The organism is Streptomyces sp. bgisy159 (assembly GCF_057707805.1).
The window spans coordinates 154,950-171,280 of record NZ_JBYIQX010000011.1 but is presented as its reverse complement, the minus strand read 5'-3'; the positions used below and the strand labels follow the sequence as shown (position 1 = coordinate 171,280).

General features: G+C 70.2%; 14 protein-coding genes and 4 pseudogenes. 10 read left to right on the top strand and 8 right to left on the bottom strand.

What is annotated here, in order from left to right; translation table 11 throughout:
• Positions 1-147: 147 nt before the first annotated feature.
• Complete coding sequence (locus tag AC3ET3_RS14100; protein ID WP_435612233.1) at positions 148-579, bottom strand: hypothetical protein; 432 nt, start codon at positions 577-579, stop codon at positions 148-150.
• A gap of 104 nt (positions 580-683) precedes the next feature.
• Positions 684-1,139 (bottom strand): annotated as a pseudogene (locus AC3ET3_RS14095) (transposase); the annotation flags it as partial.
• A gap of 70 nt (positions 1,140-1,209) precedes the next feature.
• Between AC3ET3_RS14095 and AC3ET3_RS14090 the strand changes: the two are divergent.
• The 3 genes and pseudogenes from AC3ET3_RS14090 to AC3ET3_RS14080 form a co-directional block, all read left to right on the top strand.
• Positions 1,210-1,317, top strand: a pseudogene (locus AC3ET3_RS14090) (IS5/IS1182 family transposase); the annotation flags it as partial.
• Between the two features lie 13 nt (positions 1,318-1,330).
• Positions 1,331-1,457: pseudogene (locus AC3ET3_RS14085) on the top strand (transposase); the annotation flags it as partial.
• Positions 1,458-2,164: 707 nt separating this feature from the next.
• Positions 2,165-2,749: a hypothetical protein gene (locus AC3ET3_RS14080; protein ID WP_435612232.1), complete on the top strand. Its 585-nt coding sequence runs from the start codon at positions 2,165-2,167 to the stop codon at positions 2,747-2,749.
• Positions 2,750-2,875: 126 nt separating this feature from the next.
• Here AC3ET3_RS14080 and AC3ET3_RS14075 read toward each other — a convergent pair whose 3' ends face one another.
• Positions 2,876-3,415 (bottom strand): ATP-binding protein, encoded by a 540-nt coding sequence (locus AC3ET3_RS14075; protein WP_432156369.1) that lies wholly within the window; start codon positions 3,413-3,415, stop codon positions 2,876-2,878.
• 285 nt (positions 3,416-3,700) lie between these two features.
• On the opposite strand from AC3ET3_RS14075, the gene AC3ET3_RS14070 reads away from it, so the two are divergent.
• Both AC3ET3_RS14070 and AC3ET3_RS14065 read left to right on the top strand, forming a co-directional pair.
• The gene (locus AC3ET3_RS14070; RefSeq protein WP_432137391.1) at positions 3,701-4,552 is read left to right on the top strand and encodes a helix-turn-helix domain-containing protein; all 852 of its coding nucleotides are present in this window, start codon (positions 3,701-3,703) and stop codon (positions 4,550-4,552) included.
• Between the two features lie 10 nt (positions 4,553-4,562).
• Positions 4,563-4,754, top strand: coding sequence for a hypothetical protein (locus AC3ET3_RS14065; RefSeq protein WP_432156370.1), 192 nt, complete (start codon positions 4,563-4,565; stop codon positions 4,752-4,754).
• Positions 4,755-5,251: 497 nt separating this feature from the next.
• Here the strand turns inward: AC3ET3_RS14065 and AC3ET3_RS14060 are convergent, their stop codons facing one another.
• The gene (locus tag AC3ET3_RS14060) at positions 5,252-5,914 is read right to left on the bottom strand and encodes a hypothetical protein (protein ID WP_432137389.1); all 663 of its coding nucleotides are present in this window, start codon (positions 5,912-5,914) and stop codon (positions 5,252-5,254) included.
• 87 nt (positions 5,915-6,001) lie between these two features.
• Between AC3ET3_RS14060 and AC3ET3_RS14055 the strand changes: the two genes are divergently transcribed.
• From AC3ET3_RS14055 to AC3ET3_RS14045, 3 genes and pseudogenes are all read left to right on the top strand, one after another.
• Entirely contained in the window at positions 6,002-6,775 is a 774-nt protein-coding gene (locus AC3ET3_RS14055; RefSeq protein ID WP_432137388.1) for a hypothetical protein, read from the top strand.
• Between the two features lie 260 nt (positions 6,776-7,035).
• A complete protein-coding gene (locus tag AC3ET3_RS14050; RefSeq protein ID WP_432137387.1) occupies positions 7,036-7,290 on the top strand; it encodes a type II toxin-antitoxin system VapB family antitoxin in 255 nt (84 codons plus the stop codon).
• A pseudogene (locus tag AC3ET3_RS14045) lies at positions 7,290-7,708 on the top strand (PIN domain-containing protein). Before AC3ET3_RS14050 ends, AC3ET3_RS14045 begins: the two are co-directional and overlap by 1 nt.
• Positions 7,709-7,906: 198 nt before the next feature.
• On the opposite strand, the gene AC3ET3_RS14040 reads toward AC3ET3_RS14045, so the two are convergent.
• The 3 genes from AC3ET3_RS14040 to AC3ET3_RS14030 form a co-directional block, all read right to left on the bottom strand.
• Positions 7,907-8,320, bottom strand: a complete 414-nt coding sequence (locus AC3ET3_RS14040) for a hypothetical protein (RefSeq protein WP_432137386.1) — start codon at positions 8,318-8,320, stop codon at positions 7,907-7,909.
• Positions 8,317-11,850 (bottom strand): hypothetical protein, encoded by a 3,534-nt coding sequence (locus AC3ET3_RS14035; protein WP_435612231.1) that lies wholly within the window; start codon positions 11,848-11,850, stop codon positions 8,317-8,319. Before AC3ET3_RS14035 ends, AC3ET3_RS14040 begins: the two co-directional genes overlap by 4 nt.
• Before the next feature lie 507 nt (positions 11,851-12,357).
• The gene (locus AC3ET3_RS14030; RefSeq protein WP_432137384.1) at positions 12,358-13,086 is read right to left on the bottom strand and encodes an SDR family oxidoreductase; all 729 of its coding nucleotides are present in this window, start codon (positions 13,084-13,086) and stop codon (positions 12,358-12,360) included.
• A gap of 93 nt (positions 13,087-13,179) precedes the next feature.
• On the opposite strand from AC3ET3_RS14030, the gene AC3ET3_RS14025 reads away from it, so the two are divergent.
• Both AC3ET3_RS14025 and AC3ET3_RS14020 read left to right on the top strand, forming a co-directional pair.
• Entirely contained in the window at positions 13,180-13,530 is a 351-nt protein-coding gene (locus AC3ET3_RS14025; RefSeq protein WP_432137383.1) for a darcynin family protein, read from the top strand.
• A complete protein-coding gene (locus AC3ET3_RS14020; protein WP_435612230.1) occupies positions 13,523-14,158 on the top strand; it encodes a TetR/AcrR family transcriptional regulator in 636 nt (211 codons plus the stop codon). The genes AC3ET3_RS14025 and AC3ET3_RS14020 overlap by 8 nt, the downstream gene beginning before the upstream one ends.
• A gap of 96 nt (positions 14,159-14,254) precedes the next feature.
• On the opposite strand, the gene AC3ET3_RS14015 is transcribed toward AC3ET3_RS14020, so the two are convergent.
• A complete protein-coding gene (locus AC3ET3_RS14015; protein ID WP_435612229.1) occupies positions 14,255-16,174 on the bottom strand; it encodes an ABC transporter ATP-binding protein in 1,920 nt (639 codons plus the stop codon).
• Positions 16,175-16,331: the final 157 nt, after the last annotated feature.

Here is a 16,331-nt window from a genome sequence, read left to right as displayed (position 1 = left end):
TGACGGGGGCGGACCAGGGGATTCGGCCAGCTCGCCATCGCGGTGGGGCTCGGGGCGGGGAGCCTGCCGTTGGTGGAACAGCTCCAGCTCTACCACTGACGTGGATCGCGAAGGTGCGGCGGGTGCTCCGGCACTGGCCGCAGCCATTCAGGCCGGCAGATCGGAGATGCGGTATCCGCTTAGGCCCAAGCCACTCACAGAAGGAAGAATTTTGGAGATATACCACTCGAAGTCAACGTAAATATCGACATCCCGCCTATAAACCGTATCGACTCTTGGATCTACCGATAGCTGCCTCCCCGCGGAGGAGATGAGAAACGATACCCCGATTCCAGTATTCTCCCACGTAAGGATAATTGCACACGATCCGTTAACAATCCTAGCCACCTCCATTTTTTCGATTGCAACGCAATCGCAATCGAGAGGCATATCCTCCCAATCGAACAAATCAGGCTCGACGAGAAACTTGATCCGTCCATCATCATCCGGCCGCCAGCCCCCACCCACGAGGGCGCCGATGATCGACGACACAGAGTTAGCCTTATTGAATTCGAATGCGATGTCAATATACCTACTCATCGAAACCACTCCTCACTGCAGCTGGAGGCATCGGGGTGCGCCCCACATGCAGCACATATGCGGAATATAGATTATCAACCCCGTGGAATTACATCCCAACCAACCTTCGGCAGCTGTGCCAGGGCGAGCCGGGCGGCATCGATGTGGTCGGCCGCGGTGTTGCTGCCCGCGTTCCCGGGCCGCAGCAGGGCGGCCACCGGCTCCCCGGACCCGCCCCTGCCGTGGTCGACGAACCCCATCAGCGGATGATGGCCGAAGGTCTTCTTCCGGGTCGCGGCCGCGTCCTGTTTCTCGGAATGCGCGATCACCAGCACCCCGTCCAGGTCCACGACCACCTGACCGGAAGCGTCCGGCGCCGCGTCACCGGCCAACGTCCACACCTGTTCACGGGCTTGAGCGCGGGCCTGGCGCAGTGCGGTCAGCGCACGCTTCCCCTCCGCTGCCAGCGTGTCGACCAGCCGGGACACCGTCGGGTCGGAAGCCACCGGCCCGAACACCGCCGGCTCGGCCCGCAGCATGCCCACGTCTGCCAGGCAGTCTCCGCCAAGCGCGACAGCGAGGAGCACTCTCTGCGTTTCTGATCACCCACCGGACGCCCTGCCGCGTGAAAGCGCGAGGTTAGGCATCGGACGCAGACTCAGCCCGCGCTACGAGCGCCATTCCCGCAACTACCTCGCGTTTCTCGGACTTGCCTCGGCCCTGTGTTGCTACAAGCGGCTCATCCGCCTCACCACGTAGGACACGGTCTTAGCGGACCGAGCGGCGTCGCCATGCGGTGGACATCGGACGCACGCCCGAGCGCGAGCGAAATCATGAACGCGATCCTGTACGTGGACCGCATCGGGGTACAGTGGCGCTGCCTGCCGCACGATTTTCCGTGTGAGCGATGTCGCTGATTTCGCTTGAACCTCACCGGCTGCTTAGCACACAACGATTCCATAGCCCGCGCTACTCGAAGCGGTCAGAGCGATTACTGCTGGCAATACATCCCGACATACACGTCCCCCTTCCACGCTTTCCCTGCGGGCACGTAAGCGTGATAATCCACCAAGCACTCCCCGTTCCATTCGCGAGCGTATGAGTTCGTCAGGTAGGGGTTACCGTTTTTCAACGCCCACCCCGCTCCCGATGCATGAGAAAGTCGACTGACCAGCTCGGGGGAAGCGCGAACGAAATCCTTCCAACGCATTCCCATAGAGGCCAGATACTCGACACTTTCGGCCGGTTCCGCGACAAATGGCATGTTCGCCGAAAACCCGTCCCCATCCTCCCTCTCACAGAAACGAAAGGATGACACATCCGGAAGATTATCCAAGGAATACTTCCTCTTTAGCTCTCCCGAGAGACCTCCACTCAGGCATGACTCCGACCGCCCCGGCTTCGACATGGAGCACGCCGACATCAGCAACCCTAGACTAATTATGATGGCAGCACCACCACCAGCAACTCGCATCGAAATCACCCCACGAACTCCCGCATCGAGCTTTTGCCTACCATCTTGAATTCTCGAGCCATTCCGAGCTCATGAAGCCGAGCAAAAGGCTCCAGTGAAATCTCCTCGCCTCCGAACTGCGTCAACGCCAAGTTGTACCTCTACAGCGGCAACTTCGTCGAAGGGGGCCAGGACCAGACCCAGCCCTTCAGTGCCACGCCTACCGTGATCGGCACAGGCGGATGGCGGGACTTCACCAACCTCGCCGTCGACGACATCAACGGCGACGGAGTCGGTGACCTGATCGGCCGCAACCCCTCCGACGGCAAGCTCTACCTGTACCCGGGCCAGCTCACCGGCACCTGCCCCGACTCCTGCACGTTCTCCCTCGGAACGCCCACGGAGTACGGCAGCGGCGGATGGACCTCGCGTCCGTACCTGACCTCGCCCGGCAACATCCAGGGCACCGTCGTCGACTCGTCCGTCGAAGACTGGGGCCAGGTGACCCAGTTCAAGCAGTTCCAGCCCACCGCCAACGAGGAGTACGGCGACTTCTGGGCCACCACCCCCGCCGACCCCGACCTTCAGATCCAGTACGTCGACAGCGGGGGAACGCTCACCTCCACCACCTGCCCCACCGGCTGCCTCCTGACCTACCCCGGCGGCCCCACCACGCACCGCAAGCCCTACCTCGCCGGTACTGCCGGCTGGGGAACCCTGATCACCGGCATCTTCTAGCCGTCGGGTGACGAGAGACAGGTGATGCGGGCCGGCCCACCAGGGCCCGGCCCGCATCTGCATCGCCACGGTTCGGAGCGTGCGGCCGCCGTCAGCAGCAGTGGAGCGCGGCGAACAGAGTGCCGGTCACCGGCTGGGATCCGCCGTCACCGGCGTGCCCGCCCGCCCCGGCGCGTAGCCCGCTGCACCTTCGTGAGGCAGCACCGCCCACATCCTGGTGCCGCCCACCGGGTCGGCGCGCGGGCCGCCGATGCCCCAGTCACCCCGGCAGGCGTGGACCACCTGATCGAGGACGCGGAGAGCGAGGCGGCGGTGGGTCCGGCAGGCGGCGTCGAGTCGGGGGTGGGTGTGGCGGGGGTGGCCGTCGTAAAGGGTGACGCGTAGAGCCGTGTCCCGGTAGCGGAGGGAGATGTAGATCTCCGGTGTGGTGGAGAAACGGCAGGCGCAGGCGGTCAGTTCGCTGACGACCTGGACGACGGCGTCGGTCGTCTCGGGCAGGCCGTGGGCCTGGAGGACGGTACGGGTTGCCGCTCGGGCGATGCCGGGACTTCGAGGGTTTGCCGGGAGGGTGAGGCTGCAGGCGAGGGATTCGGGGCCGACGGCAGTGAACGGGGCATCGGCGGGGGTGAGTTTGGGCGTCCGGCAGGACGCGGTGTCTGGATGCACGGCAACTCCCTGAGCGGGTACGAAGGGTGAGCGGAGAGGCATTCGGCAGCCCCGGTGGCCTGTCTCCCTGACGCGGACCCACCCCTCCCAGGGGAGGAGGACGCGGGCGGGTCCACGTGATGCACTTCCGAGGCGACTATGCGCTTTGCGTGGTCGCTGCGTCACAGACTGTAGAGCGAAATGGTGGCACGTTGCCACTGCTTGAACAAAATTGCCACCACTCTGGTGCACTGCCACCGCGCCAACCGGCAGACTGGCGCCGCAACCAAGGGAGGGAATCGACACATGCCGCCAAGGGCGACACCCACCCAGCGCCAGAAGCGCCTGGGCGCGGAGCTGCGCAAGATGCGCCTCGCGGCGCAAGTGAGCACCGAGTACGCGGCCGGGCTGCTCGGCATCGACCGGACCAAGGTCTCCAACATCGAGGCGGGGGTCCGCATCATCACTCCGGACCGGCTGCGCACTCTCGCCTGCAACTACGACTGCTACGACCAGGATTACGTCGACGCACTCGCCGAGATGGCAGCGGACAACACCCCCTGCTGGTGGGACACCTACCGAGGCCAACTCCCGGCTGCACTCATGGACATCGCCGAGTTGGAGTGGCACTCACGGCGGATCCGGGCAGGTCTGGCGATGCATGTACCTGGGCTGCTCCAGACCGACGCCTACGCCCGCACTCTCTTCGCCGCCGCGCTGCCACCCCTGTCACCCGGTGAAGTCGAACTGCGCGTAGCCCTCCGCATGCAGCGCCAGCAGGTGCTGCACCGAGACCGCCCCATCGACTACATCGGGTATGTCCACGAGGCCGCCCTGCGCGTCGAGTTCGGCGGGGCCAGAGTGATGCGGGCGCAGCTCGACCACCTCTGCGAGGCGTCCGAGCGGGAGAACATCGAGGTGCGGGTGATCCCGTTCCGGGCCGGAGCCTTCCCCGGGGCCGGGCAGGCGGTGATCTACGCCGAGGGACCAGTACCGCAACTCGACACCGTGGAGCTGGACTCGGCTCACGGGCCGGAATTCCTGCACGGCCAGTCACAACTCGACAAGTATCGTGCCCACTTGGACTGGATGGACACGGCATCACTCCCACCCGCCGCATCGCGCGACTTCATGCGCCGGATCGCCAGCGACTTCTGAGGAACCCACGATGAACGAGATCACCTGGGAAGACCCGTACTGCGCCGAGGGCGCCAACTGCTTCCGCATAGGCACCGACCCCACCGGCAACGCCTACATCGCCGTCGCCGGACACGAGGACGCCCCGCTCACCGACACCCGCGAAGCCCTCCGCGCGCTCATCCTGGGAATCAAGGCCGGGAACGCCGATCACCTGCTCTGAGGACGTGTTCGCACCTGGTATCGGCTGCGGGCCGACCGCCGTCATGCCGACGGAGCCGTCGACCTGGCGAGGACCCTGGACGGTGAGCCGTCCGGGTCAGCGCGGGTCAAGGGCCCGGTCGTGACCGGTACGGCGGCAGCCCGGGCCGATCTCCGCGCCGGATCGACGGGCGCCCTTGCCTCCGCCCTCCCCGGCCACCAGAGCGAGCCACTGGAGTCGGTGGAGTCACTGGCGAGGGAATCGGAGGAAGCCTGGGAACGAACCCGGACGGACCCGGCCGCAGAGTCCTCACCCTGGACCGTCTACCTCTGGCAGCGGGAGTCGTTGGAGTTCTTCAAGGAGACGAGCACAGGCGGCACGTACGGCTGGAGTGCAGGCGCGACAGCGGGGGTTGGCGGCGTCGGCTGCTGTGGCCGTAACAGATATCGGCATCCCCTGCGGGCGCGAGCCGCACCGGACCTGCGTCAGCCCGGCCCTCCGCACCGTGGAACACGCCGTCACCAGGCGCCGACCGCAGCCCGTACTGCGTTGTATGGATCCCGGCCGCGCAGCAGAGCGTCGACCACGCACCGCAGCAGTCGTCCAGCGAGCTTGAACGCCATCTCGGAGGAACCGACCTCGTCGAAGCCCGCGCGGCCCACGCGCAACAGCCCGGCCGGCAATGCAGCGACCCCCGTGTCCCCGGCCAGTCCGTCGAGAGCTGCTGCGGCGAAGTCGCTGGGCAATCCGGCTACCAGCGGAGGGCCGAGTTCACTTCCGCAGCCGGTGACCGCACCAAGCCCCGCCGACTCGCCGAAAGGAATTTCGAACACGGTCACCGCCCCCCGAGGATCCGGCGAGAACTCGGCACCGAGCAACGCCCGCATCGTCACGCCGCCCAATGCTCGGCTCAGTTCCACGACGGCCCGCGCCGCATGACCGGATTCCGGCGCAGCCGCACGCTCGCCGCATACGATATCCACGCCGACGTACGCGGCAGACTCCTCGTCTGTCCGGATCGCGACCCGACTGCCGCCTTCCGTGAGGATCACCGGAGCTCCATTCCAAATGCGCGACGCCAGTTGTTGTTGTACATCTCCGGGAACTGGTCGATCACTTCGGGTTTGCAGTTCTTCATCAAAGGGTGCGTCTGCACGAGTCGCCGTCATCGTCTGCGTCACCGTTACTGACTTCGGCTCGTCAGGGTGACGTAGGTGTGTACGTGTGTCGGACCTTGCCGGTGCCGGGTGGTCCGTGAGACTCGTCGCATGAGTGAAGAGAGGGCGCCCGGGGATTACCGGGAGAGGGCCGGGCACGTGGTGCTGCTGGCAGTGGTGCTCGCGGTCCCGGCGCTCAAGTTGGCCTGGACCCTCGGCGGCGGTGATGCGGCCAGGGACGCGCTGATCGCCATGGGTCCGGGCAACTGGGCGGACATCCTCATCGGCATGTTCCTGAACGAGGCCCTGTTGGCCACGGTGCTGGCCGTGGTCGTCTCGCGCGCCACCTACGCCCACTTCGCGGCCAGGGGCGGTGCCCTCGGACATCGGGTCACCCCCATGGCGGTGACCGCGGCCACTGCCGCCGTGGTTCCGGCAGCCCTGGGGGTGGTGGTCGGTGCGTTCAACGGCCTGGGCTGGGGCCTGGCCACCGGCCTGGCCTCCTATGTACTGAGGGTGGGGGTGATGGTCGACTACAAGACCGGCCGCCGTGAGGACACCACGGGCCGCCGCACCGGCAACCGGGCCGAGACCGCCCCCCAGCGTGCAGCCGACGCCCTGTGGATCGCCGGACTGCTGCTCGGCGGCATCGTCCTGCCCGCCGTGGCGATCACCGCCGCCCTGGACGGACGCTCCTGGACCAGCGTCGAGACGTGCGACGTGGACATCGGCAGCGGAACCCACCGCGCCCGCCTGGTGGAACTGGCCCGGCAGGGCAACGGCATCACCGGCTGGGACCTGGCCGGCTCAGAGGTCGTCCACGGCGTCAACTGCGCCGCCGACGAGAACGAGACCATCCGCCCCCCGTGGTGGCGCGACGCCTGACAACAACTCGACCGGCTCCCGTCTCAGTCCGCTGCCCGCCGATGCCCCATCGCCCCGCAGGCGTGGACCACGGAGTCGGTGGAGTCACCGGCGAGGGAATCGGAGGAAGCCTGCGAACGAGCCCGGACGGACCCGGCCGCAGAGCCCTCACCCTGGACCGTCTACCTCTGGCAGCGGGAGTCGTTGGAGTTCTTCAAGGAGACGAGCACAGGCGGCACGTACAGCTGAAGCACAGAAGCCTCCCCGAAGGGACCATCCTGATGGCCAGAACCGTCATCGACCTCGACGAAGACATGGTCCGCGAGGCCATGCGCATTTTCGGCACCAAGACCAAAGCCAAAGCTGTCCGCCTCGCCATGGAAGACGCCGTCAAGCGACATCTGCGGCAGGAGGGCTTCGACGCCATCGACGCCGGCGAGCTGGACTTCAGCGAGATCGTGAAGAACACCGGTCCCCGCAACCCCGACGGCTCCCTCAAGCGCAGCGGCGACCGCGACGGAGGGCGGGCCGCCTGATGCAGGACCGCTACCTGATCGACAAGTCCGCCCTCGCCCGCTGGGCCAGACCCGACGTCAGGAGGTACTCAAGCCACTGCACGAGCGCTACCTCCTGGCCGTGTGCCGGCCCACCGAGTACGAGATGATCCACTCCGCACGGGACAACTCGGAGGCGATCCGGATCAGCACCTGGCCCCATGCCTTCGACTACCTCCACGCCGACGAACACACCTTCGCCCGCGCCCTGGAGGTCCAACACCACGCTCTCAACGCGGGTTTCCACCGCGCGCTGCCCCTCCCCGACCTTCTGATCGCCGCTACGGCGGAACTGCACCGGCGGACAGTCCTCCACTACGACGGCGACTTCGACATGATCGCCTCCCTCACCGGCCAAGCCGCCGAATGGGTCGTACCACCCGGCACCGCCGACCGCTGAGCCTGCCGACCGGGCCTCGACTCCTGTTCTCGGACGCGCCGACGTGTTCTCGGTGCGGCAGCCGTCCTGTTCGCCGGCGTTGCCGCTGAGCACGGCTGACCGGCGGAGTTCCACGCGGTCACCGTTGCCGACGCGCCCGGTCCGGCGCGCCTCGGTCCGGCGGGGCTGGGAGCCGGGCCGGACCGAGGGCGTGGGGGACTACGAGGACGGCGATCTGGTGAGGACCAGGGACGGTGGGGCGTCCGGGTCGGGGTGGAACTCCAGGGTGCTGCCGCTCGGGTAGACCTTCAGGCCACCGGCCTTGCCGAGGCCGCCGTCGTCGACCGTGAGGTAGACGAAGTCGGCGGCCACGCTGCTGTCGACGTACTCCCACCGGCCGGCGAAGTCGGCGGGGGCGGTACGGCCGCCGCCGATCGCGTCGCCCGGGACGTGGGTGGCGGCGAACGTCCCGTCGGGATCGAGGACGATCTCGCCGCCGGACGCGGCGTCGCGGTACACGCCGGGCAGTTCGCCGACGTCGACCGAGTCCGAGCCCGTGCACCCCGAGAGGAGCAGCGCGGCGGCGGTCAGGGCGGCGGCCGGCCAGCGGCCGACGGCCTTCTTGCCTGTCACGGCCCCAGCGTAACGTCGAACTGGATCACCTGGGTCTTGGGCGACAGCGGACCGGAGTCACCGACGATCTTGTCGACCAGCGAGCCGACGGTGTCGCTCCACCAGTCCGTGTAGCCGATGACGGGCGGGTGCGTCGCGGACTCGATGTCCGACTCGTTGAACGCGGTGTAGCGCCACACCACGGAGCCGTCCGCGTTCTCGCGGATGGGCGTCATCCGCACGTAGTGCGAGCCGAGGAAGGTGTACGCCAGGTTGCCGGTGAGGCCGGCCGTGGTCAGCGTCCCGTAGTCGGTGAGGTACTTGCCCACGCCGTCGAAGCCGCCGAGCTGGTAGTCGTACATGTAGGTGTGGCCCAGCTCGTAGTCACCGGACTTGGTGCGGGAGGCGAAGAAGGCGATGGCCTCCTTGGTGAACTGGTGGTCGCGGTAGAGCTTGGTGAACTCGTCGTCCGGGCCGAAGCACTGCGACCGGGGGCCGTCACCGGTGAGCCAGCTCCAGCCCAGCTCCCAGGGGTTGGTGTCGTTGCCGGACGGCACCGGGTCGCCGAACGGCGTCAGGCAGCTCTCGGCGCCCTCCGGGAGGCCGTTCTCCTCGGGGTTGATGGGAACGGTCGCGTTGTCCAGGGCGTCCTGGATCGCCTGGCGGATCGCGGCCTGGATGACGAGCACCTTGGCCTCGAACGCGGCCTGCGCGGCGGCGGCCGCGTCCTTGCCCGCCTCCAGCGACGCCTTGCGCGCGGCCGTCGCCGACGCGGCGGCGTCCGCGGCGTAGGACGCGGCGACGGTGGCGGACTGCACGGCCCGCGTCGCCGCGTGCCGCGCCACGCTGCTCGCCTGGCGCGCCGCCGCGGCGGCCTGGCGCGCGGTCTCGGCGGACTGCGCGGCGGCGGCCGCGGAGCCCTCGGCGGCCTCGGCGTTCTGGCGAGCCTCGTCGGCGGACGCCTTGGCGTCAGCGGCGTAGCCCTGCGCGCGGTTGGCCCAGTCGGTGGCGTCGGAGGCGGCGTTGCGGGCGAGTGCGGCCGCCTCGGAGGCGCGGGCCGCGTCCTCCATGGCGTCCCAGGCGATCTTCGCGGCGCGCGCGATGGCCGCGCGGATCGCGCTGACGTGCGTCGCGTGGTCGTGGTCGAGCCGCGCGAAGTCGTACTGCGTCGTCCCGACGAACTGGCGGAGCATGTGCGTGTCGCCCTCGAGGGCGATCTGGGCGGCCGCCTTGACGTAGGGGCCGCCGTTCGCGAGGAGCGTCGTGGCCGCGACCCGGTCGTCCTCGTGGACGGCGGCGGCGCGTTCGACGTGCAGGAAGGTGTGCAGGGCCTCGGCGGTTCCGGCGTCGAGCGCCGCCTGGGCCGCGGCGCGCACCGCCTTGCCGGTGGAGGCGTCGGACAGCAGGGTGAGGATCTCGACCTGGTTGTCCTCCCTGGCCGCGGCGACCGCCCCGCTCTCCAGGAATCCCCGGATCCGGGCGGCGTCCTCGGTCTGCAGGGCGTCGTGGGCCGCCGTGGCCACGTTCTTCGTGGACACCGCGGCGATGGCCGCCGCGTTCTCGGCGTCGTCCTGGTTCATCGCGATGACGCGGTCGGCCTCGACCCAGTGGACGACGTCCTCGTCCGACCCGGCCAGCGCGAACTCGGCGGCCTGCCCGGTCCAGGTGCCCGACCGGTCGATGAGCTGGACCGCGGCCTTGCGCCCGGCCGTCACGGCGGCGGCGGTGTTCCCGTCGCTCAGCGCCGACTCCGCGGTGCCGATGAGTGCGAGGAGTTCGTCGGAGAGCCGCGCCTCCTGGGTGCGCCGGCGGTTGGCCTGTTCGAGCAGGTCGGTCTCGGCGGTCGCCTCCAGCCGTGCCCGCTCGATCGCCTCCTCGGTCTCCTCGGCCAGCCGGGCGAGTTCGGCGTCGCGGGCCGCCCGCTCGACCTCGCGGGCCTCGGCGACGGCGTCGGCCGCCTTGTTCGCCGCTTCGAGGGCGGCGTCGGCGGCGGCCGTCGAACGGTTGGCGTAGTCGACCGCCTCGCCGGCATGGTCGGCCGCCTCCTCGGCGGCGTCCGCCGCCTTCTCGGCGTGGTCGGCGGCGCTGTTGGCGGCGTCCCGGGCCGTGCGGGCGGCGGCGGCCGCCTTCCCGGCCAGGGTGCGGGCCCGGCCCGCGGCCTGCGTGGCGCGGTTCGCGGCGGCCTCGGCCTCGGCGGCGGCCCGCTGCGCGGCGGCGGCCTCGGACTGCGCGGCGCCGGAGGCCACGGCCGCGTCGGCGGAGGCGCGGGCGGCGGCGGCCGCGTTGACCGCCGAACCGGCGGCGGCGGCGCCGGCCTGGTCGGCCGCGGCGGCGGCCACGGCGGCGATGTCGGCCTTCAGGGCCACGGAGCGGACGTAGCCGACCATCTTCCGCGCGGCCTCCGCCGCCGACCTGGCCGCGGACGCCTTCGAGGCGTCCTTGGAGGCGGCGATCGCGGCACGGTACGCGCGGGCCGCGGCGCGCCCCGCCGACGCGGCGGCGGCAGCGGCGGCCTGTGCGGCGGCGACCGCGCGACGCGATGCGGCCTGCGCGGTGCGCGACGCCGACACGGCGGTCGAGGCGGCCGCGGCGGCGCCCTTGGCGGCCTGCGCCGCCTTGTTCGCCGCGGCGGCCGAGCGCTGGACGTCCTGCTCGGCGGCCTCGGCCTCGGCCTTGGCCTCCAGCGCGGCGGCCTTCGCCTTCTCGGCGGCCTCGACCGCCTGGGCGGACAGCTCCAGGGCCTCGTCGGTCTTCCGGCCGGCGCGGCGGCCCTCCTTCTCGACGACCTCGACGAGCTGCTCGATCGTCGCCGATTCCTCGTCCCGCGCCCGGGCGATGTACTGGCCCGTCTCCAGGAACCAGCGGACCGCCCTCGGCGACCCGTCGTCCAGCGCCCGCTGCGCGTACTCGGCCACCTGCGGCGACGCCGACATGAGGATGGTGAGCACCTGTACGCGCTCGTCCTCCTCGTGGGCGGTGAACTGCCCGCCGCTGAGGAAGGCGCGCAGCGCGAAGTCCTCGTCGGTGTCCAGGACGGCGGACGCCGCGCGCTTGACGGCACGGTCGCCGTGGGACATGACGGTGGTGGCGGCCACGCGGAGGTCCTCGTGGACCGCGGTCCGGAAGCCGCCCTTGAGGAAGGTCTCGACCGCCGCGTCTCCGGCGGACAGTGCGCCGTCGATGCCCTCGCGTGTCGCCCGGCCCGCCGAGACCAGGGACTTGGTGAGGGTGAAGCGGTTGTCCTCGGCGCGGGCCGCGGGCAGTTTCTGCTCCAGGAACGCCGTCACGTCCGCCGCGGTGCCCACCAGGGCGGCGGCGGCCGCCGTGCGGACGGCACGGCCGCCCGAGCGGTAGGCCCAGACGACCTTGCCGCGGTCGGTGTCCGGCAGGCCCGTGCCCTCCGGCATCGCCGCGGTGCCGGCCTCGCCCGCCGCGAAGGCCGGACGGGCCGCCCCGATCGTCCAGGCGGGTATCGCGGCCCCGGCCGCCATCCCGGTGAAAATACCGATGATCTGACGTCTGCTGAACGCCCGCCCCGAAGGCTGTGGCATCACGGCTCCCCTTCTGCTCCACTGATCCCGGCCGGGTGTGGTCCCGGCCGTCGACGGACTGCCGCGGTCGTCGGTCCACCCGCGGTACGCGGAGCCGGGCGCGAGGCTCGAACGGCCTCCCCGGCGGAGGGCCGGCCCCCGCCGCCGCGCACGGCCCGCGCCAGGGAAGAGATGTCGCCGCCCCCCTGCGGTCGCCGCCCTCATCGAAGCCGCAGCCGGCAGGCGCCGTCCACCTCAGAAAGGGGGGCAGATCCGGCCAACGCCCGTGGGGTCGCGGTGATGTGCGCCACAGCCGGAAAAGGTTGTAGCGATCTTGGTGGAGAACCGGTGCAGGTGTGGCTGTAGCTTCCGCGGAGTCGTGCGCATCGGGAAGGCTGCGACCTGCAACGGAGGTGCGCGGCGCGCACAGTGAGGTGTGGAGGCCGTTGGTGGGCGGTGCGCAATCGGCAACTGTGCGCCTCGTCTGGGTGTCACGCTCCGCATCTGGGCACAGCGCGGGAAGGGTGGTCAGCTGTCCCGGAGTAGGCGCGCCGCGAGTGCGGGGGACAGGCGGTGAAGGGCTGCCAGGGCGCGGACCTTGCCCACGCGGACGACGGGGCGGTTGCGGTCGAGGCCGTCCAGCAGCTCCCTGGCGGCCTGTTCCGGGCTGATCTTGCCACTGCCCCGGCCGGCCGTCATGGCCGTGTCCACCAGGGGCAGCACGGCCTCCGTCACCCGGATACCGCGTTCGTCGTCGGCGAGCTGGTAGCGCAGGGCGGTGGTGTAGCTGCGCAGTGCGGCCTTGGTGGCGCAGTACAGGGGTGCGCTGCGCTTGGGTGTCAGGGCCAGGGCCGATGTGATGTTCACGATGGCGCTGCCGGGCAGCATCAGCGGCAGGACCAGTGCGGTGAGCTTGACCGGGCCGGTCAGATTCGTGCCGATCTCCGTGTCCACGTCGCGCAGCATGGCGTCACGGTCGTGCTCGGCGACTCGGTAACCGAACTGCACAGCCGCGTTGTTGACCAGCAGTCGGACGCCTCCTCGCGCGTGCAGCTCTGCCGCCAGGGAGGCGATGTCACTCTCCACCGTGAGGTCGCACCGCAGGGCCTCGATGCCCGGTACGGCGTCGGCTGCTGCCACGCGGGTCCGGTCCCGCCCACAGACGACGACCTGCTCGCCCTGATGTGCGAGCCGGCGCGCCAGGGCCAGTCCCACGCCCGCGGTGCCGCCAGTGATCACAGTCAGTCCTGCCGACACGACTGAACCTCCTTCGACGATTTGAATTACATAGCAGTACTGTAATCTATCTCTCCTCGGTCGGGTGAGATCCCGTGAAGGAGAAGAAGCGCCATGACCTACATCGTGATGAACATGCTGCGGTTCCAGCCCGCCTGGCTCCGGCTCGAGCGGGCGGAACGCGCCGCCGTCTGGGAGACGGTCAAGGCGCTGGCCGCCCGCGCCGAGGGGATCAGGCTGCGCTGGTTCGACGCGGAGGCATTCTGCGCCGAGTACAGCGACATCCTGTTCGTGGAGACCGAGGACCTCTCCGCCTACTACATGTTCTGGGAAGCGGTCCGGGACACCGATCTGTTCTCCGTGCCGTATGTGGAGGTGAAGCAGGTCGCGATGGGGATCGAGGACGGATTCGCCGCGTACGACAGGGGCGTCGCGGCCCGCGGGCCGGTGGTGGCCGGTGGCTGAGCGGACGTCCGCGCCGGGCCGCCCGCGCAGCAGCGAAGCCTCGGAGCGCATCCTGCGAGCGACTGTCGAACTGCTGGCGGAGGGCGGGGCGGCCGGGGTGTCGGTAGACGCGGTGGCCGCCCGCGCGGGCGTCTCCCGGCCCACGGTCTACCGACGGTGGAAAGACCGTACGGAGCTGATCGCGGCCGCGGTCCGGGAGGCTTTCGCCCAGGCCAACCCCGAAGCCCCCGACACCGCCGACCCGCTGGCGGATCTCGTGACCGTGCTGTCCAACACGATCCGGCTTCTCACCGGCACATCTCTGGGGCGGGTCATCGCCGGACTGGTCAGTGAACTGCCCCGATCGCCCGAGCTCGCCGCCGCTCTGCGCGCGGTGGAGCGGGAGCGGCGAGAGATCCTGCACGAGGTGCTGCGACGCGCCGAGGAACAGGGGCGGCTGCGCCTGACGGACGTGGGCCTGGCCATCGAGGTCTTGCTCGGTCCGGTCTATCTCAGACTGCTCGTTACCGGTGACCCCGTCCCATCCGATCTCGCCGCGGAACTCGCCGCGCTCGTGGTCGCACCCACCGGTTCCGGGCCACTGCCCGAAAGGCCGCAAGAGATCGACAACGACGGCCGCGAACCGTAGCGCATGCTCACCGAGCCCTGGGTTTGCGCGTTCATTGCGCACCCTCGGCCGAAATTGCGCATCGAGTCTCGGACCCTGCACGTGGTCCCGGCCGTCCTAGCGGTCCTTCGACAGGGTGAGGAGTTCCGCGAACAGGCCGTTGGCGCAGGCCAGTTCGTCGTAGGTGCCCTCCTCGGTGATGCGGCCGTTCTGGAGGACGACGATCCGGTCGGCGAGGCGGGTGTTCTCCAGCTGGTGGGTGACGACGATGGTGATGCGTTCGGCGGCGATGCCTTTGACGCGCAGGAAGATCTGGTGCTCGCCGCGCGGGTCCATCTGGGAGGTGGGCTCGTCGAGGATGAGGAGCGGCGTGCGGCGGTAGAGGGCGCGGGCGCAGGCGAGGCGCTGCCACTGGCCGCCGGAGAGTTCGGCGCCGCCGAAGAGTTCGCGGGCCAGGAGGGTGTCCAGGCCGTGCGGGAGCTTCTCGACGGCCTCGCGCATGCCGACGGCGTCGGCGGCCTCCCAGACCGGGGCGTCGTCGTGGGTGCGGGGCTGGCCGAGGGTGATGTTCTCGCGGGCGCGCAGGGGCCACCAGGCGAAGTTCTGGGGGACGAGGGCGGTGCGGGTCCACAGGGAATCCGGGTCGGCCGTCGCCAGGTCGGTGCCGGCCCAGCGGACGGTGCCCTTGTCGGGCAGGAGGACGCCGGTGATGAGTTTGGTGAGGGTGGACTTGCCGGAGCCGTTCTCGCCGACGACGGCGAGGATCTCGCCCCGGCGCAGGGTGAGCGAGACCCCGTCGAGTGCCGGTTCCGCCTTGCCGGGGTAGCGGTACACCACCTCGTCCAGTGCGATCTCGGGGACGTCCGCCGGGATCGTCGACTCGCCTCGCTTCGGGGCCCGTTCGGCGGCCAGGTCGAGGAAGGCGCGCATGTCGGCCAGGTAGAGGGAGGTGTGGAACATCGCCGCCCCGTTCTGGACGAGTTGCGAGAGGGCGCCGAGGGTCGTCTGGACGGCCACGACGGCGGTGGCGGCGACCGGGAGGGCGATCCGGCCGGTCATCGCCAGCCACGCCAGGCAGGCCCAGGTGACCAGGAGGAACGCCCCGCCGAGGGCGGAGGTCGCGAGAACGATGCGCAGGGTGCGGGGGGCCGCGGTCAGGGTGCGCTCGTCGATGCGTTCGGACAGCGCGCGGTACCAGTGGACGAGGTAGCCGGTCATGCCGTTGGCGCGGACCTCGTCGGTGTAACGGGAGTAGGTCGCCCAGGTGCGCATCATGCCGCGGACGTTCCGGTCGCCGACGTTGGCGTAGTGGGTCTCGTAGTCGACGCGGGCGGAGAGCACGGCGCCGAGGCCGGTGGGCAGTACGGCGAGCAGGAGGAGGGGGAGCAGGAGGGGGTGCAGGGCGGTGATCACGCCGGCCGCCGCGATCATGCGGGTGAGGGCGGCCATGAACCGCTGGGCGTCCTTGACCATGTACGTGGTGCGGGTGACGCCGACCTCGGCGGCCTCCTGCCGGTCGGCGAACCCGTCCTCGCCGTACGCGGCGGCCTCCACCCGGCAGACGGCGGCGACGAGCGCCACGTCGGCCTCGGTGACCAGGCGGGGCGTGATCCGGCCGTCGGCGTAGGAGGCGAGGGCGCCGCTGATCCGGCCGGTCGCCGCGGCGACGGTGACGACCACCAGGGCCGGCAGGGCGGCGTGCAGGCGTTCGGACACCTCGCCGGTGCCGAGGAGGTGGGTCATGGCGCGTGCCGTGAAACCCAGGACGACGGCGGCCGCCGCGCCGGTGAGGAACTGGCAGACGAGGAGCAGGGCGACGGCGGGCCGGTCGACGGCCCAGGCCATGCGCGCGGTGCGGCCCAGAACGCCGGGCAGCCGGGCGCACATCCGCCCGAAACTGGCCTCGGCCAGCGGGTTCTTGCCCCACTTGCCGCCGTAGGTGAGGGTCGCGGGCGGCGGGTAGGGCGGTGTGCCCGCCGCACTCTCGGGGCCGGCTCCGGCGTTCTGCCTGTTCCCTGGGTTCTCGGTCACGGTCACCCGCGTTCCTCCTCAAGCCGTTTCGCCGCACCTGGGTGGTCCGGCGGTGCCCGGCTCAACGAGAGGGCGGGTGATTCGAACGCGCTCGATTTCGGACTCCGCGCAGGCCCGCGGTTCCGGGGGCGGTGCGGGCCGGTCGCGGTGGCGTACGGCCCCC